General features: G+C 62.3%; 16 protein-coding genes and 3 tRNA genes. 5 read left to right on the top strand and 14 right to left on the bottom strand.

Annotation, left to right across the window (positions count from 1 at the left end; translation table 11 throughout):
* The first annotated feature begins 23 nt into the window (after positions 1-23).
* Positions 24-797: a hypothetical protein gene (locus LD110_RS12980; protein ID WP_225499236.1), complete on the top strand. Its 774-nt coding sequence runs from the start codon at positions 24-26 to the stop codon at positions 795-797.
* Positions 798-839: 42 nt separating this feature from the next.
* On the opposite strand, the gene LD110_RS12975 is transcribed toward LD110_RS12980, so the two are convergent.
* The 6 genes from LD110_RS12975 to rpsB all read right to left on the bottom strand — a co-directional run bounded on the left by LD110_RS12975 (position 840) and on the right by rpsB (position 5,769).
* Positions 840-1,424, bottom strand: a complete 585-nt coding sequence (locus LD110_RS12975) for a DivIVA domain-containing protein (RefSeq protein WP_225499235.1) — start codon at positions 1,422-1,424, stop codon at positions 840-842.
* A gap of 53 nt (positions 1,425-1,477) precedes the next feature.
* Positions 1,478-2,455: a phosphatidate cytidylyltransferase gene (locus tag LD110_RS12970; protein ID WP_225499234.1), complete on the bottom strand. Its 978-nt coding sequence runs from the start codon at positions 2,453-2,455 to the stop codon at positions 1,478-1,480.
* Positions 2,455-3,012 (bottom strand): ribosome recycling factor, encoded by a 558-nt coding sequence (gene frr / locus LD110_RS12965; protein WP_225499233.1) that lies wholly within the window; start codon positions 3,010-3,012, stop codon positions 2,455-2,457. Before frr ends, LD110_RS12970 begins: the two co-directional genes overlap by 1 nt.
* Positions 3,013-3,110: 98 nt before the next feature.
* Complete coding sequence (pyrH, locus tag LD110_RS12960; protein ID WP_225499232.1) at positions 3,111-3,848, bottom strand: UMP kinase; 738 nt, start codon at positions 3,846-3,848, stop codon at positions 3,111-3,113.
* Positions 3,849-3,987: 139 nt separating this feature from the next.
* The gene (gene tsf / locus LD110_RS12955; RefSeq protein ID WP_225499231.1) at positions 3,988-4,824 is read right to left on the bottom strand and encodes a translation elongation factor Ts; all 837 of its coding nucleotides are present in this window, start codon (positions 4,822-4,824) and stop codon (positions 3,988-3,990) included.
* A gap of 120 nt (positions 4,825-4,944) precedes the next feature.
* Entirely contained in the window at positions 4,945-5,769 is an 825-nt protein-coding gene (gene rpsB / locus LD110_RS12950) for a 30S ribosomal protein S2 (RefSeq protein WP_225499230.1), read from the bottom strand.
* A 397-nt stretch (positions 5,770-6,166) separates the two neighbouring features.
* On the opposite strand from rpsB, the gene LD110_RS12945 reads away from it, so the two are divergent.
* Positions 6,167-6,733, top strand: coding sequence for a M23 family metallopeptidase (locus LD110_RS12945; RefSeq protein ID WP_225499229.1), 567 nt, complete (start codon positions 6,167-6,169; stop codon positions 6,731-6,733).
* Here the strand turns inward: LD110_RS12945 and LD110_RS12940 are convergent.
* The 6 genes from LD110_RS12940 to LD110_RS12915 all read right to left on the bottom strand — a co-directional run bounded on the left by LD110_RS12940 (position 6,708) and on the right by LD110_RS12915 (position 12,114).
* Positions 6,708-7,898: an acyl-CoA dehydrogenase family protein gene (locus tag LD110_RS12940; RefSeq protein WP_225499228.1), complete on the bottom strand. Its 1,191-nt coding sequence runs from the start codon at positions 7,896-7,898 to the stop codon at positions 6,708-6,710. The two genes, LD110_RS12945 and LD110_RS12940, sit on opposite strands and share 26 nt — an antisense overlap.
* Before the next feature lie 204 nt (positions 7,899-8,102).
* Positions 8,103-8,176: transfer RNA gene (locus LD110_RS12935), tRNA-Ile, on the bottom strand.
* A gap of 118 nt (positions 8,177-8,294) precedes the next feature.
* Positions 8,295-9,491 (bottom strand): glycosyltransferase, encoded by a 1,197-nt coding sequence (locus tag LD110_RS12930; protein WP_225499227.1) that lies wholly within the window; start codon positions 9,489-9,491, stop codon positions 8,295-8,297.
* Positions 9,492-9,601: 110 nt separating this feature from the next.
* The gene (locus LD110_RS12925; protein ID WP_225499226.1) at positions 9,602-10,507 is read right to left on the bottom strand and encodes a DMT family transporter; all 906 of its coding nucleotides are present in this window, start codon (positions 10,505-10,507) and stop codon (positions 9,602-9,604) included.
* Positions 10,507-11,148 (bottom strand): CDP-alcohol phosphatidyltransferase family protein, encoded by a 642-nt coding sequence (locus tag LD110_RS12920; RefSeq protein WP_225499225.1) that lies wholly within the window; start codon positions 11,146-11,148, stop codon positions 10,507-10,509. Before LD110_RS12920 ends, LD110_RS12925 begins: the two co-directional genes overlap by 1 nt.
* Before the next feature lie 108 nt (positions 11,149-11,256).
* Positions 11,257-12,114: a phage holin family protein gene (locus LD110_RS12915; protein ID WP_225499224.1), complete on the bottom strand. Its 858-nt coding sequence runs from the start codon at positions 12,112-12,114 to the stop codon at positions 11,257-11,259.
* A 175-nt stretch (positions 12,115-12,289) separates the two neighbouring features.
* Here LD110_RS12915 and LD110_RS12910 point away from each other — a divergent pair, with 175 nt between their 5' ends.
* The 3 genes from LD110_RS12910 (at position 12,290) to LD110_RS12905 (ending at position 14,209) form a co-directional block, all read left to right on the top strand.
* Complete coding sequence (locus LD110_RS12910) at positions 12,290-13,519, top strand: multidrug effflux MFS transporter (protein ID WP_225499223.1); 1,230 nt, start codon at positions 12,290-12,292, stop codon at positions 13,517-13,519.
* 78 nt (positions 13,520-13,597) lie between these two features.
* A complete protein-coding gene (locus tag LD110_RS23660; RefSeq protein WP_263855214.1) occupies positions 13,598-13,738 on the top strand; it encodes a glycine zipper domain-containing protein in 141 nt (46 codons plus the stop codon).
* Between the two features lie 63 nt (positions 13,739-13,801).
* Complete coding sequence (locus tag LD110_RS12905) at positions 13,802-14,209, top strand: hypothetical protein (protein ID WP_225499222.1); 408 nt, start codon at positions 13,802-13,804, stop codon at positions 14,207-14,209.
* 64 nt (positions 14,210-14,273) lie between these two features.
* On the opposite strand, the gene LD110_RS12900 is transcribed toward LD110_RS12905, so the two are convergent.
* Both LD110_RS12900 and LD110_RS12895 read right to left on the bottom strand, forming a co-directional pair.
* A tRNA-Asn gene (locus LD110_RS12900) sits at positions 14,274-14,346 on the bottom strand.
* A gap of 134 nt (positions 14,347-14,480) precedes the next feature.
* Positions 14,481-14,553 (bottom strand) — tRNA-Asn (locus tag LD110_RS12895).
* Position 14,554: the final 1 nt, after the last annotated feature.

The following is a 14,554-nucleotide window of genomic DNA, read 5'->3' as shown; positions in this document are numbered from 1 at the left end:
TTCACGGGGTGGACAATGGCCGCATGCCCGCGAACGCGGCGGAGCCGCTCCGGAGCCAAGGGCCGACCAACAACACCGGCGACGATCCCGCCGTCGCACCATCCGCCGTCGGGGGCGTCACGCCAGGGCAATCCGACGCCGCCCCTTCAGCTACCGTCCGCGCCCAGCTTCTTGCTACTGAGCACTGGAGCCTACTGGCCTCACGGAGCACTGCTCAAGGCGAGGTGCTCACCCGGATCAGCATGTTCCTGACTTTCACTTCGGCAAGTCTCCTGAGCTTGGCCTTGGTAGGACAGGCAACACGGTTCACTGACTCGTTCATGGCGTTCGCCATCACCATTTTGTTTGTGGACGTTGCCATCGGCCTCCTGACGCAACTGCGTGTCATGAACGTAGCCCTCGAGGACCTGATGTACGTCGTGGCAATGAATCGGCTACGCGCCGCTTACCTGGATCTGGACCCGGGGCTCGCACGCTACTTTATGGCCGGCGTCCACGATGACCAGTCCGGGTCGCGCACCACGTACGACTTCTTCGAGCGACGCAGCACGTTCAGCCACGTGGCGGGAAGCAGCATGATCTTCATGAACGCAGCCAATTCGGTCTTGATCGCGTTACTGGCCGGGACTATATGGTGGGCTGTTGGTGCGCCGCTGGGCGTCTGCATCCTGCTGGGGTCCCTGCTGGGTGCGGCGTTCCTCGTTGCGTGTGCCGTGTCCGGCTACCGGAACTATCGCGCAACGTGGAACACGTTCAGCCCGGTCTCCCCCACGCCCACGCCGGATTCCGAGCGGTAGCGCGGCGCCAGTTCAGCAGATGGCCGGCCCTGTCGGCCAGCTTCAGTCGATGGCAGCCATGAGTTCCACGACGCGGTCAAGGAACGCATCCACCTGCGTCTCCTCATAACCATCCTGGCCCTTCGCCGCGCGGAAAACGGCGCGACGGACCGTGTCCACACTCATCGCCTGATCCTCTTCCAGATAGCCGATGAGCTGGCGGCAGAGGCGATCCACGTCCACGGTGTTGTAGCTCCGCGCGTTCCTCTTGGCGGGGCGCCGGAAGCGTTCGCCGTCCGGCCGGTGCAGGCGCCCACGCAGGACACCGGACAGCTTTCCAATCTGGCGCAACCAGGCATCCTCGCCGTGGAGGGCGATGAGCTCGTCCCGTTCCCGGCGGGCAAAAGCGTCTTCAAGGCGATCCAGTGCTGCGTCTACCGCAACGGCGTCGTATCCGCCCTTTACGGGATCGAAGGAAACCGTACGGACGTCAACACTTCCGATCGTATGCTCGGCACCGGCGGGGGACTCGAAGGAAACCCGGGCTCGCTTGAGGAAATGGTCCACCTGCTTGGCGTTGTAGCCATAGCGGCTGCGTTCCACCCGCTCGAATGACGCGGGAATCTGGCGTCGGCTGTCCACTGACACTGCTAGTCCTTCATTGCTTGTCGGCTGGCGATGCTCCGATCCAGCCTAGGGTTTCAAACACCTGAGAAAAGAGAGAACACCACAAACGACACAGGCGCCGCGAACACTATGGAGTCCAGACGGTCCATCACGCCTCCGTGCCCCGGCAGGATGCTGCTCATGTCCTTGACGCGCAGCTCTCGCTTGACCATGGACTCCGCCAGGTCTCCGGCGGTTGCAGCAGCCACCATGGCCACGGCAAGGACCAAGCCGAACCACCACGGCTTGTCCAGGAAGATCAGGCAGGCAAGGACTCCAATCAGCGCCGCGCCCGCCACCGAGCCGGCAAAGCCTTCCCACGATTTCTTGGGGCTGATTTTCGGAGCCATTGGATGCTTGCCGAAGATCGATCCTACGAGGTAGCCGAAGGTGTCGTTGGAGACGACCAAAAGAAGCATCGCCGCGGTCTGCCAGGCGCCTTCCGGGACCCTGCCATCAGGCCAGAAACCAACGGGAGTAGCCCCGGACACGGCGTGCAGGGGAAGCAGCGCGAAGCTGATGAGGAAAGGAACCCACGCCAGCGTGAAAACCCCTGCAAAGATGCTGCGGGGTGCCCCTGCTGCGCCTTCAATGGTCCGCCAAAGCATAACCGCAGCCGAGCTCAGCAACAGGGCAAAGAGCTGGCTCTCCTGTCCGCCGAAGTACGCCGCCAAGGGAATCGCCACCGTGCCGGTCATAACAGGCACGATCGGAAGGGTGGTCCCCCTCCCCTGCAACGCCCTGAAAATCTCCCACACGCCAAACACCGTGAAAGCGGTGGTCAGGAGAACGAAGCCCAGGGGCAGCAGCACCAGCCCGCCGAGTACCACAACCAGCATGGAAAGCCCGACGCCGACAGCCGCCGGCAGGTTCCGTCCCGCCTTGGGCGTTGGGTTGCTTTGTGCCTTGGCCTGGGGCGACTTCCGGCGACCGTTCCGGCCAGCCCCGGGAGCAGCGCCGTCTCCGGGCTGTCCCGGCGTGGCAGGCGCGGGCGCAGACTCAGCGGGGTTCATCAGACCTCGAGGAGCTCGGCTTCCTTGCGCTTGAGCAGTTCGTCGATGCTCTCGACGTGCGCCTTGGTGATGGCGTCCAGTTCGCGCTCACCGCGGGCGCCTTCGTCCTCGCCGGCCTCGCCATCCTTGACGAGCTTGTCCAGGGAGTCCTTGGCCTTGCGGCGAATGCTGCGGATGGATACCTTGGCGTCCTCGCCCTTGCCCTTGACGATCTTCACGTATTCCTTGCGGCGTTCCTGGGTGAGTTCCGGGATCACGACGCGGATCACGTTGCCGTCGTTGGAGGGGTTGGCGCCTACCTCGGAGTCGCTCAGCGCCTTTTCGATGTCGCGAAGAGCAGACTTGTCGTAGGGGGTGATGAGGATGGTGCGAGCGTCCGGCACTGCAAACGAGGCAAGCTGCTGAAGGGGCGTCGGAGTGCCGTAGTACTCCACGATCACCTTGCTGTAGAGGCCCGGGTTTGCGCGGCCGGTGCGAATGGATGCGAAGTCTTCCTTGGCCACCTCAACAGCCTTGTCCATCTTCTCCCCGGCTTCAAGCAGGGTCTCTTCGATCACGGTGTCTCCTATGTATTAGTCGTTCCCGGCGTTGCCGTCACGGGTGAGCGGTCAGGATCCGCGCCAAGCGGAAAGGGTCTGGATTCATCCTAGCGGTGCTAGGGCGTAACCAGCGTTCCGAGGCGTTCGCCGAGGATGGCGCGCGTGACGTTGCCTTCACCCTCCATGCCAAATACCACCATGGACAGGTTGTTGTCCTTGCACATCGTCATGGCGGTCTGGTCCATGACGCGAATGTCACGGCGGAGCGCGTCGTCGTAGCTCAGCACATCAAGCTTCTCTGCGTCGGGGTTCTTCTTGGGGTCCGCGGTGTAGACACCGTCGACGCCGCTCTTGGCCATCAGCACAACATCGGCGTGGACTTCAAGCGCACGCTGTGCGGCCACGGTGTCAGTGGAGAAGTAAGGAAGACCTGCACCGGCACCGAAAATCACCACGCGGCCCTTTTCCATGTGGCGGATCGCGCGGCGGGGAATGTAGGCCTCAGCCACCTGGCCCATGGTGATGGCACTCTGCACGCGGGTTTCCACTCCCGCCTGCTCCAGGAAGTCCTGAAGGGCGAGGCAGTTCATGACGGTGCCGAGCATGCCCATGTAGTCTGCGCGGGAGCGGTCCATGCCGCTCTGGGACAGTTCTGCGCCACGGAAGAAGTTTCCACCGCCAACCACAATGGCAACTTCCACTTCCGCTACGGCAGCGGCGATTTGCTTGGCAATCGCACGGACGGTCTCCGGGTCCACCCCGAGCTTGCCGCCGCCGATGACCTCCCCTGAAAGCTTCAAAAGCACACGGCGCCGGTTTTTGCCAGGTTGGATTGCAGTATTGACGGTTTCCATGGTGCCTTCCCCTTGGTGGACTCGGAGCTAGATTATCGTGCTGTCAGCTGTTCGCGCTGGGCCGCGGGCGATTCACCGCCCGGCCCCGCGCATGCAAAAGGGGCGGCCACTCGTGGTGGCCACCCCTTTTCATGTGGTACTAGTTTCCGACGCGGAAACGAGCGACTGCAGTTGCCTTGACGCCGGCCTCTTCGAGGACCTGGGCCACGGTCTTCTTGGCATCCTTGGCGAATGCCTGGTCGAGCAGAACCTCGCCCTTGTAGAAGCCGGTCACGCGGCCTTCCACAATCTTCGGCAGGGCAGCCTCAGGCTTGCCCTCGGCCTTGGCGGTCTCCTCAGCGATGCGGCGCTCGGACTCAACGAGTTCTGCCGGCACGTCTTCGCGGGTCAGATAGTTCGGTGCCATGGCAGCCACGTGAACAGCGACGTCGTGGGCAGCGGTCGCAGCGGCTTCGCCTTCACCGTCGACGGCGAACAGAACGCCGACCTGGGCCGGGAGGTCCTTGGAGGTCTTGTGCAGGTAGGCGTCTACGGTGGCACCCTCAATGCGGGCGATGCGGCGGACGACAACCTTCTCGCCCAGGACGGCGCCTTCTTCGACGACGACCTCGGACAGCGGCTTTCCCTCGACCTCGGTGGCCAGGAGGGTCTCAAGGTCGGCAGCACCGGACTCGACGGCGACGGCCAGGACCGTGTCAGCGAGCTGGATGAACTTGTCAGCCTTGGCAACGAAGTCGGTCTCGCAGTTGACCTCGATCATGACGCCCACGCCGTTGGTGACTTTGGCGGCAACCAAGCCCTCGGCGGTGGAGCGGCCTTCGCGCTTGGTAGCGCCCTTCAGGCCCTTGATGCGAATGATCTCAATGGCCTTCTCGGCGTCGCCGTTGGCCTCGTCCAGCGCCTTCTTGACGTCCATCATGCCCGCGCCCGTGCGCTCGCGCAGAGCCTTGATGTCAGCAGCAGTGTAGTTCGCCATGTGAACCCCTCTGTCTAGAAATATTTGTGTTTACGGACCGACAGGACGGTTGCCCACCTGGTGGGCAACCATCCTGTCAGGGGCCCCGCGACCGGAAACCGGCACGGGGAACGTCCAGATTTACTTGGCTTCGGCTTCGCCTTCGGTGCCTTCGGCTGCAGCCGGAGCCTCGGCAGCCTTGTTGCCTTCGAGGAGCTCGCGCTCCCACTCGGCCAGCGGCTCTTCCGTGGTCTCTTCGGTGCCCGCGGCGCGGTTGTTGCGGGCAATGAGGCCCTCAGCAACAGCGTCTGCCACCACGCGGGTGAGCAGGTTCACGGAGCGGATGGCGTCGTCGTTACCCGGGATCGGGAAGTCGACTTCGTCCGGGTCGCAGTTGGTGTCGAGGATAGCCACAACCGGGATGTTCAGCTTCTTGGCTTCGTCAACTGCGAGGTGTTCCTTCTTGGTGTCAACAACCCAGAGGACAGACGGAGTCTTGGTGAGGTTGCGGATACCGCCCAGGTTCGCCTCGAGCTTGCCCAGTTCGCGCTTGAGGAGCAGCAGCTCCTTCTTGGTGTAACCGGAACCGGCGACGTCGTCGAAGTTGATCTCTTCGAGTTCCTTCATGCGCTGGATGCGCTTGGCAACGGTGGAGAAGTTGGTCAGCATACCGCCCAGCCAGCGCTGGTTCACGTAGGGCTGGCCCACGCGGGTTGCCTGCTCGGCGATAGCTTCCTGAGCCTGCTTCTTGGTACCGACGAACAGGACGGTGCCGCCGTGGGCAACCGTAGCCTTGACAAATTCGTAGGCGCGGTCGATGTAGGACAGCGACTGCTGGAGGTCAATGATGTAGATGCCGTTGCGCTCCGTAAAGATGAAGCGCTTCATCTTCGGGTTCCAACGACGGGTCTGGTGTCCAAAGTGGACGCCGCTGTCAAGCAGCTGGCGCATGGTTACGACGGGCATGCCGACGCTCCTTCCGGCAGGTCACTCATGAGAAAGCCCTGGGGACCTTCTTACCCTGCCACTAGTTGACGGTTGATTAGCGTGGCCCGGAGGGGCCGTGCTCCTGGCATCCATTGCCCTCTTCCAGCAGGTTTCCCCGCAGGACCGCAAGAGGCGCAATCCTTCCCGCACACGGCAAGTGACATGTGAAGGATGGGCTGGATACGCGAAGTCAGCTTGGAACCCACACGCAATCACAACAGCATGTGGGCACAGCAAACTGCAGGATCAAGTGTACTACAGCGGGTCGCCCCCAAAGACCGGCTGCCAGGTCGGCGGAACACCGGAACAGACCGGTTTTCCACATAGGCCGGCCACCCCATTCCTGGGGATAGAGGCAGGTCCGAAGACTGGCCCTGTGAAGATTCCCAGTCTCTCAGCCGCCGGGCTCCTGCTTGCAGGAGCGCTTAGCTTCTCGTTCAGCTCACCTGTGCCGGACACCAAGGGCAGCTCCGAGGCGGACCACACGCAAAGCAAACCACAATCGGAATACGGCTGGTCATGGCCACTCTCCCCCAAGCCCAAGGTGCTCCAGCACTTCGACCCGCCGCCCAAGCCGTGGCTGAGCGGACACCGGGGCGTCGACCTGATGGCATCGGGCGACGGCACCGAGGTACTAGCTCCCGAGTCCGGAACGGTCTCCTTCGAGGGCGTCGTTGTGGACCGTCCCGTGATCACAGTGGATCATGGCTCTGGCCTCCGGAGCAGCTTTGAGCCGGTAGCCACCACGCTCGAGGCCGGCGCGCGGGTAGAGAAGGGCCAGGTAATCGGCACCGTCCAAGGTGGCCACTGCCCAACAGACGTATGCCTGCACTGGGGCGTGCGCCGGGGTGTCCAATACGTCAACCCGTTGTCGTTTGTCCTGGATATGCGCCCTTCCGTGCTGCTTCCCCTGGAACCTACACGATGGCAGACACGCCCGTGATAGCCCGGCCAGTCACCAAGGCATTGACTTCATACGTTCCCTCGTAGGAGTAGACGGCTTCAGCATCAGCAAAGATCTTGGCCATGCCGTAGTCGGTCACGATGCCGTTTCCACCGAGGATGCTCCGGCCCAAGGCAACACTCTCCCGCATCCGCGCTGTAGTGAACGCCTTGGCCAAGGCGGACTGTTCGTCTTTGGCTTCACCGGCGTCTTCCAACTGGGACAACCGCACCATCATGCCCATCGAGCTCACGGCATTTCCGAGAATCTGCACTAACTGCTCCTGCACAAGCTGGAACGATGCCAGCGGTCGGCCGAACTGAAACCGCTCCACCGCGTATCGCCGAGCGACGTCGAATGCTGCCAACTGCTGGCCAACCGCCTGCCATGCGACAGCCAGGCGCGTAACCTTGAGGACCTTATTGACGTCGCGGAAGCTGTTGGCGCCTGCGAGCTTGAAGAAACCAGGGACACGAACGTTATCCAAGGTGATGTCGGCGTTCTGCACCGTCCTCAGCGAAATCTTGTTCTCTATCTTTGTCGCCCCATAGCCGGGAAGCGAGGTATCGACAAGGAAGCCCTTCACCTGGTTATCAGCGACGTCGCGGGCATAGATGACCACCCAATCTGCGAACGTGGCATTGCCGATCCAGCGCTTGGCTCCGCTGAGGATCCAGGCGTCGCCGTCCCACCGGGCGGTGGTCCGTGTCCCACCGGCGACATCGGAACCTCCAAGGGGTTCAGTGAGACCAAAGGCACCAACTTTTCGGAGCGCATAGATGTCCGGAAGCCAGGCCTCCTTCTGCTCCTCGGACGCCAGGGCTTCAATCGATCCGGTGAAGAGCCCGTCGTGGACCCCCATAAACGTGGCAATGGAGGTGTCGGCACGGGTCACTTCGGCGTGCACCAAGCCTGCGAAGAGGCTTGAGTAGCCTTGGCGGCGCACCGGACTGACGAGGTCGATTTCCGCGAGCTTAGGGATGAGGTCCATAGGAAACTCGGCGCGGTTCCAGCAGTCCACCGCAATCGGCTGCACTTCGCGGGCCAGGAACTGGCGGACTTCCGCAAGGCGATCCCGCTCCTTGGACGTCAGCAATTGTTCGAAGGCGTAGAAATCTCCATCCGCATAGGGAAGGTTTTCTGTATCGATGGCTGCCTGGGACATATCGCTCCTTTGAGTGCACCCTGACGTTGCTGCCGGGACTTTTGTTACCGACGGGTAGATTAAGTTACCGATGAGTAACATAGCTCAGGTGCGGTTACGGGCGCAATGGTTCCGCCCAACACGTGACGCAAAAATGCAGAAGGGCCGAGGATGACTGACTGTCATCCTCGGCCCTGCCGGAGGAAATGTTCTGGAGGAAATGTGTAGGGCTACTCGGACTTGAACCGAGGACCTTAGGATTATGAGTCCCGCGCTCTAACCAGCTGAGCTATAGCCCCGTGCAGACCGATCCCCCAGGGTGAATCTGGGTTATCGGACTAAAAACACTTTAGACATACTAACGGCTCGCTGGACCCTGCATGTACGCACTGAACCCGTCGCTGGCCTCGCCTCTGCCTAGAGAACCTTGTCCTCGTAACTGGCGCCCCTGTAGAGGTCCTCAAAAGTCTGCAGCGTGCCCTCAATGCTGTGGGGTTCCACCATGGCGCGGCTGGCCTTCCCCATCGAGGCCAGCTCTTCGGTCGGAAGTTCAAACATCAGGGTCAGCTTCGCCGCCAGCTCGTCGCTGTTGTTCGGCGTGAACAGGTAGCCATTTTCGCCGTCGCGAACCAGGTGCGGGAGCGCCATGGCGTTGGCCAGCAGCACCGGCGTGGATGCAGACATTGCCTCAAGGGTGACCAGTGACTGCAGTTCCGCGGTGCCGGGCATGCAGAAGACGTCGGCACGGATGTAGGCCTCCCGCAGCTCTTCATCGCTTGCCAGGCCCAGGAATTTGACGCGCTCCTTGAGGCCGAGCCGGGCTACCTGGGCCTCGAGTGCAGGCCGGACCTCGCCTCCGCCCACGATTTCCAGGTGGATGTCCAGTGCGGACGGGGTCTTGGCTATGGCATCGATCAGGACGTCCACGTGTTTTTCCTCGGCCAGCCGGCCGGCGAAGAGGACCGTGGGATGGGCCGCCTTTTCAATCTGCTCGTCCGCCCCCAATTCGTAGGCTGCGGAGTCGATGCCGTTGGAGAGCGGAAGGACCTTGGGAAGGAATGCATGCTGGTGCATGGCCTTGGCAGCGAGCGGGGTGGGCGTTGTGACAACATCGGCCTGGCCCATGACCTTGCCCATGTCCTTCCAGGAGATGCGGCCAATGATGTCCTTGAACCATTGCGGGAATGGCAGGAAGGGATTCAGGTTCTCCGGCATGAAGTGATTGGTTGCGATGATCCTGACGCCACGCTTCACGGCCTCGTAGAGCACGTGCTCGCCGATCATGTAGTGGCTCTGGATGTGAACCACGTCCGGCTGGACCTTGTCGAAGAGGAGCTTGATCTCTTTCTTGATCTCCCAAGGGAAGCAGATCCGGAAATACTCGTGCGTGGGAACGGAATGGGAGCGGAGGCGGTGAACCGTGGCCTCCTGGCGGAATTCGGTGAAGCTCTTGCCCTTGTCCGTCCTGCCGGCGAGGACATGGACGTTGTGCCCGCGTGCCGTCATTCCCTTGGCCAGCCGGTATCCGAACTGGGCGGCGCCGTTTACGTGTGGCGGATACGTGTCCGCCGCAATCAGGATAGTGAGGGGTTTATTGCTGTCGGGAATGGTCACGTAGAGAACTCCTGATTGTCACGGTGCGAACATCGCTGTGCGATCAGCGCTGTGGTGTCGTCGCCGGTAGCCGGACCTGCGGTGTGCGCAAGCCGGGTAATGCAATTGCCCTAGCTCCTCCTCCCGGAAGCCGGCTTGGCGTCTTTGCGCCGCTTGCTGACCTCGGGGTGGTGACGGCTGAGGGCAATTACCCCAACGATAGCAAGGGTTGCGGCGGTACCCATGGCAATCGCCGTCACAGCCTGCACATCGGGACGCAGCTCACCAAGGATGGCGATGCCGATGGCAATTCCCACTATGGGATCAATCACAGTAAGTCCGGCGATGACCAAGTCCGGTGGACCAGTGGAGTAGGCGCTCTGCACAAACCAGGAACCGAGTCCACCCGCAGCAGCGATCGCGAGCACGGTATACCACTGGACATTCAGCAGGAACAGGCCGTTAGGGTCCAGGAGGTGCTTACCGATGGTTCGGGTCAGGACGGCCACAAATCCAAACAACACCCCGGCCCCCAGGATGTAGACAAACGCGCTCATCCGGTGCTTGAACACTGCCGCCAACGTGCCAAACAGCCCTACCGCGAGGGTCAGCAGCAGGACGATGGTCAGTTCGTCGCTGGCGCTGACGTGGTGGTTTTCCTCTGTGACGTTGACTGCAAGGAGCACAAAAAGCGCTGACCCTGTGACGCAGGCACAGATGGCTACCACCGTAGCCCGGTTGATTGTCAGTCCTTGGTCCTTGGTGTTGACCACTGTTGTGATGACCAGGGCGATCGCGCCGATGGGTTGCACCACCGTGAGGGGCGCAGTCACAAGGGCAACCGAGTTCATGGCCATGCCGCTGATCAATAGCAGCAGTCCAAACACCCAACGGGGATTACGCAGCAGGCGGAGGAATCCGTTGGAGCTCAGCGCCAGGCCGCCGGTGTCGGCTTTGACCGCGCTGCCCTGTCGCTGCGCCCCAAAGGCCAGGCAGAAGGCGCCCATGACCGCCAGGAAAACGGCAAGCCAGACCATCAGGTGGCTCCGCCGTCGTTGTTCAGGGGTTGGCCGCCGTTTCGGAGTCCGCGGCCTTTCCGGACGATAGCCCAAAAGTAGTTGTAAGCGGCCACCCAGTGTCCCAGCAGGCCAAGCCCCAGGAAGATCCAGGCAGCTACGAAGTACACCTCAGTCAGAGGCACGGAGAGCTTGGACAGCACAAGCAACGGCGTTCCGGCCAGCAAGAGCGCTGTCCGAATCTTGCCGATCCTGCTGACGGGAAGGTCCGGATGGCTGTGGAAATACAGCAGGGAAGCCGTGGCCAGGATGGCGTCCGGGATGACGAGGGCTGCGAGGTACCACCACTGAACCACACCGGCGATTGCAAGTGTCACGGCAACGGCTATGAGGGCGAGCCTGTCGGCCATCGGGTCCAGGATCCGGCCCAGCTTGGACGTCTGGTTGAAGCGCCTGGCAATGTAGCCATCCACCCAGTCGGTGCTGCCCATGACTGCCAAAACCAGCACTGCGTAACCGTACTCTTTCTGGCTGAGCACCAGCCAGACGAACAGCGGAACGCCCATAAAACGCAACACCGTCAGCAGGTTTGGGACCGTGAAGACCAGGTCATGGTCGACCTGTGGCTGGCCGGGCCGGGCTCCGGCGCCGATGAATCTCACGTGTCCCCCTTCCTTCTCCTGGCGGTGCGAATGAGTGATGGCCCTGACAATCAGGCGCCGTGCAGTTTTCGGTGTGCAGTGGCTGATAGCCGGATCACCGGCCATCCCCTACTTCCTGAGGAGCCTGCGGAGGACAACGACGACGACCGTTGCCGATGCGGCGAAGGCCGCGAGGGCCTTCCAGCGGTCAGCGACGCGCTGCGCGAAGTCGGGCGGAAAGGCATCCCCAGCGGCGGCCAGCCTGGCAGCCGCGAATGTCCTGGCGCTTTCGACCAGCCGCTGGGCGTCCTTCAGCAGGGCCTCGCCCTGGGTCTTCGCATCCAACTGGACGCCAAGCTCGTCGCGGATTTCCGTCAGGTGCGTCCGCCGCCGTCCAAGGCGCTCCAGGAGTTCCTCCTCCGTCGGCGCCGGGCCCGTCTTGCCAAGCACTTCATCCTCATGTGCGGCCTTGGCGGCCTTCTCCGCCTTGGCTTGGGCGGCTTTTGCTTCCTTGGCCGCCTTGGCGGCAAGGGCCTGGGGTGAGTTGGGATCCAGGATCGCGGCGTCGAAGGAGCTGCCTTCCTTGACGATTCCCAGATCGTGCTTGAGGCCACGAATTGCCTTCTCGGGGATCATCGGCATGGCCTGCTTGAACTTCACGGTGCCGGTGAGGGCTCCGACGGCCACGATCAGCAGGAAAACTGCGCCGACCACAAGCGCCGCGAGCCAGCCCGGCATCACAGTGGCCAAGCCCAGGATCGCTGCCACGATCAGTGCCACCACCAGGAACGAAAGGAACACTACGGCGATGCCCAGGGCCGCACCGGCGACCCCCAGGTGCTTGCCCTTGTCTTTGAGCTCTGCCTTCGCGAGGCTGACCTCGTCGTTGAGCTGCCGAGGTAGGAGGCCAATGGCGAGCTTCACGTTCTCCGGCAAGTCCGAGAGGCGGGGGCTGGGGTTTGTTCGGCTGCTGTGACGTCCGGTCATCGGTTCCGCCTACCTGCTTCCTTGACGCGTGATTCGGCATAGGTGCGGCACGGCTACGGCTCCCCGAACGCGCCTGTCCACCAAACTACCATTCAGGCTTCGGACAACCTTCAGGGAACCAGCGGTGGCGCGCCCTGCAACGCTGTAAAAATATGATTCTTGGGCCCTAGGATGGGTGATCGTGACCACTGCCTCCAATCCGGGTGATGCCCTGAGCCGACGACGACGAATCCTCTACATCCTTCTCCTTGGCGCCCTGACCGCGCTCGGCCCATTCACTGTGGATCTCTACCTGCCGGCCTTCCCGGCGCTGGAGGAAAGCTTCAAAGTGTCCGCCGCCGCGATCCAGCTCACCCTCACTGGAACCACCATCGGCTTCGCCCTGGGCCAGTTGGTTGTTGGCCCGTTCAGCGATGCCTTTGGTCGCCGCGGACCCTTGATCCTTGCCACGGCCGTGCACATCCTGTCGTCCCTGGGCGCCGCCTTGTCCCCCGACATCACGACACTTTCGGTGTTCCGTGTTCTTATGGGCGTGGGTGCGGCAGGCGGCGGTGTGGTGGCGATGGCGATGGTCCGCGATCTCTTCAGCGGCTATGCGATGGTGCGGATGTTTTCACGCATGTCGCTCGTCAGCGGACTCGCGCCCATCCTGGCACCAGTGATTGGCTCGCAATTGCTCCTCATCATGCCCTGGCCCGGAATCTTTTTCGTCCTTGCGGGATACGGCACGCTGGTCTTCATTGCGGCGATGTTCCTCATCCGGGAAACGTTTCCGGCTGCGTTGCGCCGCAATTCAGGCACGACGGCGGCCCAGCGCTACCGCGTTTTGCTCACCGACCGTGTTTTCGTCGGAATGCTTCTGGTAGGCGGCTTCAACGTCGGCGGACTCTTCGCCTACCTGTCGGCGTCGTCGTTCCTTTTCCAGCAGGTCCACGGTTTCTCCCCGCAGGAGTATGGCCTGCTGTTTGGCATCAATTCCCTTGCCATTGTTGCCGGGGTCCAGATCGGCTCGCGGTTGATCAAGGTGGTCCCACCACAGTGGATCCTAGCGACCACCACACTCTGGATGCTCACCATGGGCGCGGTAATGATCGGCCTGGAGATGGCCGGAGCCGGCCTTTGGGGCATTCTGGTGCCGCTGTGGTTCTACATCCTGGGCGTCGGGCTCACCTTTCCCTGCGTCCAGGTGCTTGCCTTGTCCGGGCACAGTGCCCAGGCTGGAACAGCGGCCTCGCTGTTGGGTGCCTCAACGTTCCTGATGGCGGGTATCATCTCCCCCATCGTTGGCTGGTTGGGGGTTTCCTCCGCGACTCCGATGGCCACTGTCCAGGCGGCGTGCATGGTTGCCGCGATCTCAGCCCTGTGGCTGGTTGTCCGTCCCCGAACTGTTCCATCCATCCACTGAAATGGCCCATAGCAAAACCCCAGGCGATCCGCCCCTGCAAATAAGCGCAAACCGTCCCGAAACGGCCGGGGACTCTTTCTGGGTGCCGTGCTGGGCGGCGTCATCGGCTTCTTGCTGGGCCGCGCGGCAGGCAACCCGGCTTTCGGCGCGGTCCTTGGCGCCGTCGTCGGGTCCGCCCTGCTCTACCGGGTCAATCCAGGCCCCTGGAAGCGAAAGTAGGCACAGGGATAAGCCCGCCCGCGTGCCCTGTTGCCTGTCCAGCCCCGGAGATACAGTTATTGTGTGCCTCACAGGCAGGACCGCACCCCGCTCCCCGCCGCATGGCAGCGCATCGATGAAGGGATCCTGCCCATGTGGTGGGACAGGCTGTGCTCTGTGACCAGTCCGCAATCGGCTGCCCTGTACGCAGCGGGGCTCTTTACGGAGGATCGTCGGCGGCCCATCGCGCAATGGTTCAATCCCGCGGCCGACGCAGCACTCCTTGTTGCACCCGAGACATCCCCCGAATGGCCAGTCCAGCGTTTTGGAATCTTCTACGCTCCCCCGGGCAGCGGCTTTACGCGGGTGTATTCCGCGCCACATGAGTGGCATCCCCGCGAACCGAGGAAGTCCCCCACTGAGGAAGAGGCGTTCCAGGCCGCAGTGGCCGAAGCCGTTCGCTTCCTCCAAGTGGAGATGGATTTCGTATAGCAGCCCTATTTGCAATAAAAAATGGGCCCCGCAGCCGGTGAATTCCGGTTGCGGGGCCCTGACGCTCCTCCGACTGGACTTGAACCAGTAACCCTTCGATTAACAGTCGAATGCTCTGCCAATTGAGCTACGGAGGAATGAAGCAGGTATGACTTTAGCAAAGGAATTCCGCGAAAGTGAAATCGAGGCTTGCTTCGCCAGAGGTCTCGCGAAATACCCCCGCCGGGTATGAAAAATCCCCGCCAAGAAATGCCTTGACGGGGATTGTGAGCTCCTCCGACTGGACTTGAACCAGTAACCCTTCGATTAACAGTCGAATGCTCTGCCAATTGAGCTACGGAGGAA

The sequence above is a fragment of the Arthrobacter sp. M4 genome, assembly GCF_020251205.1.
In the GTDB taxonomy this organism is placed as follows: Bacteria; Actinomycetota; Actinomycetes; order Actinomycetales; family Micrococcaceae; genus Arthrobacter.
The sequence above is the reverse complement of the archived record's forward strand: the minus strand, read 5'-3'. Positions and strand labels throughout refer to the sequence as shown.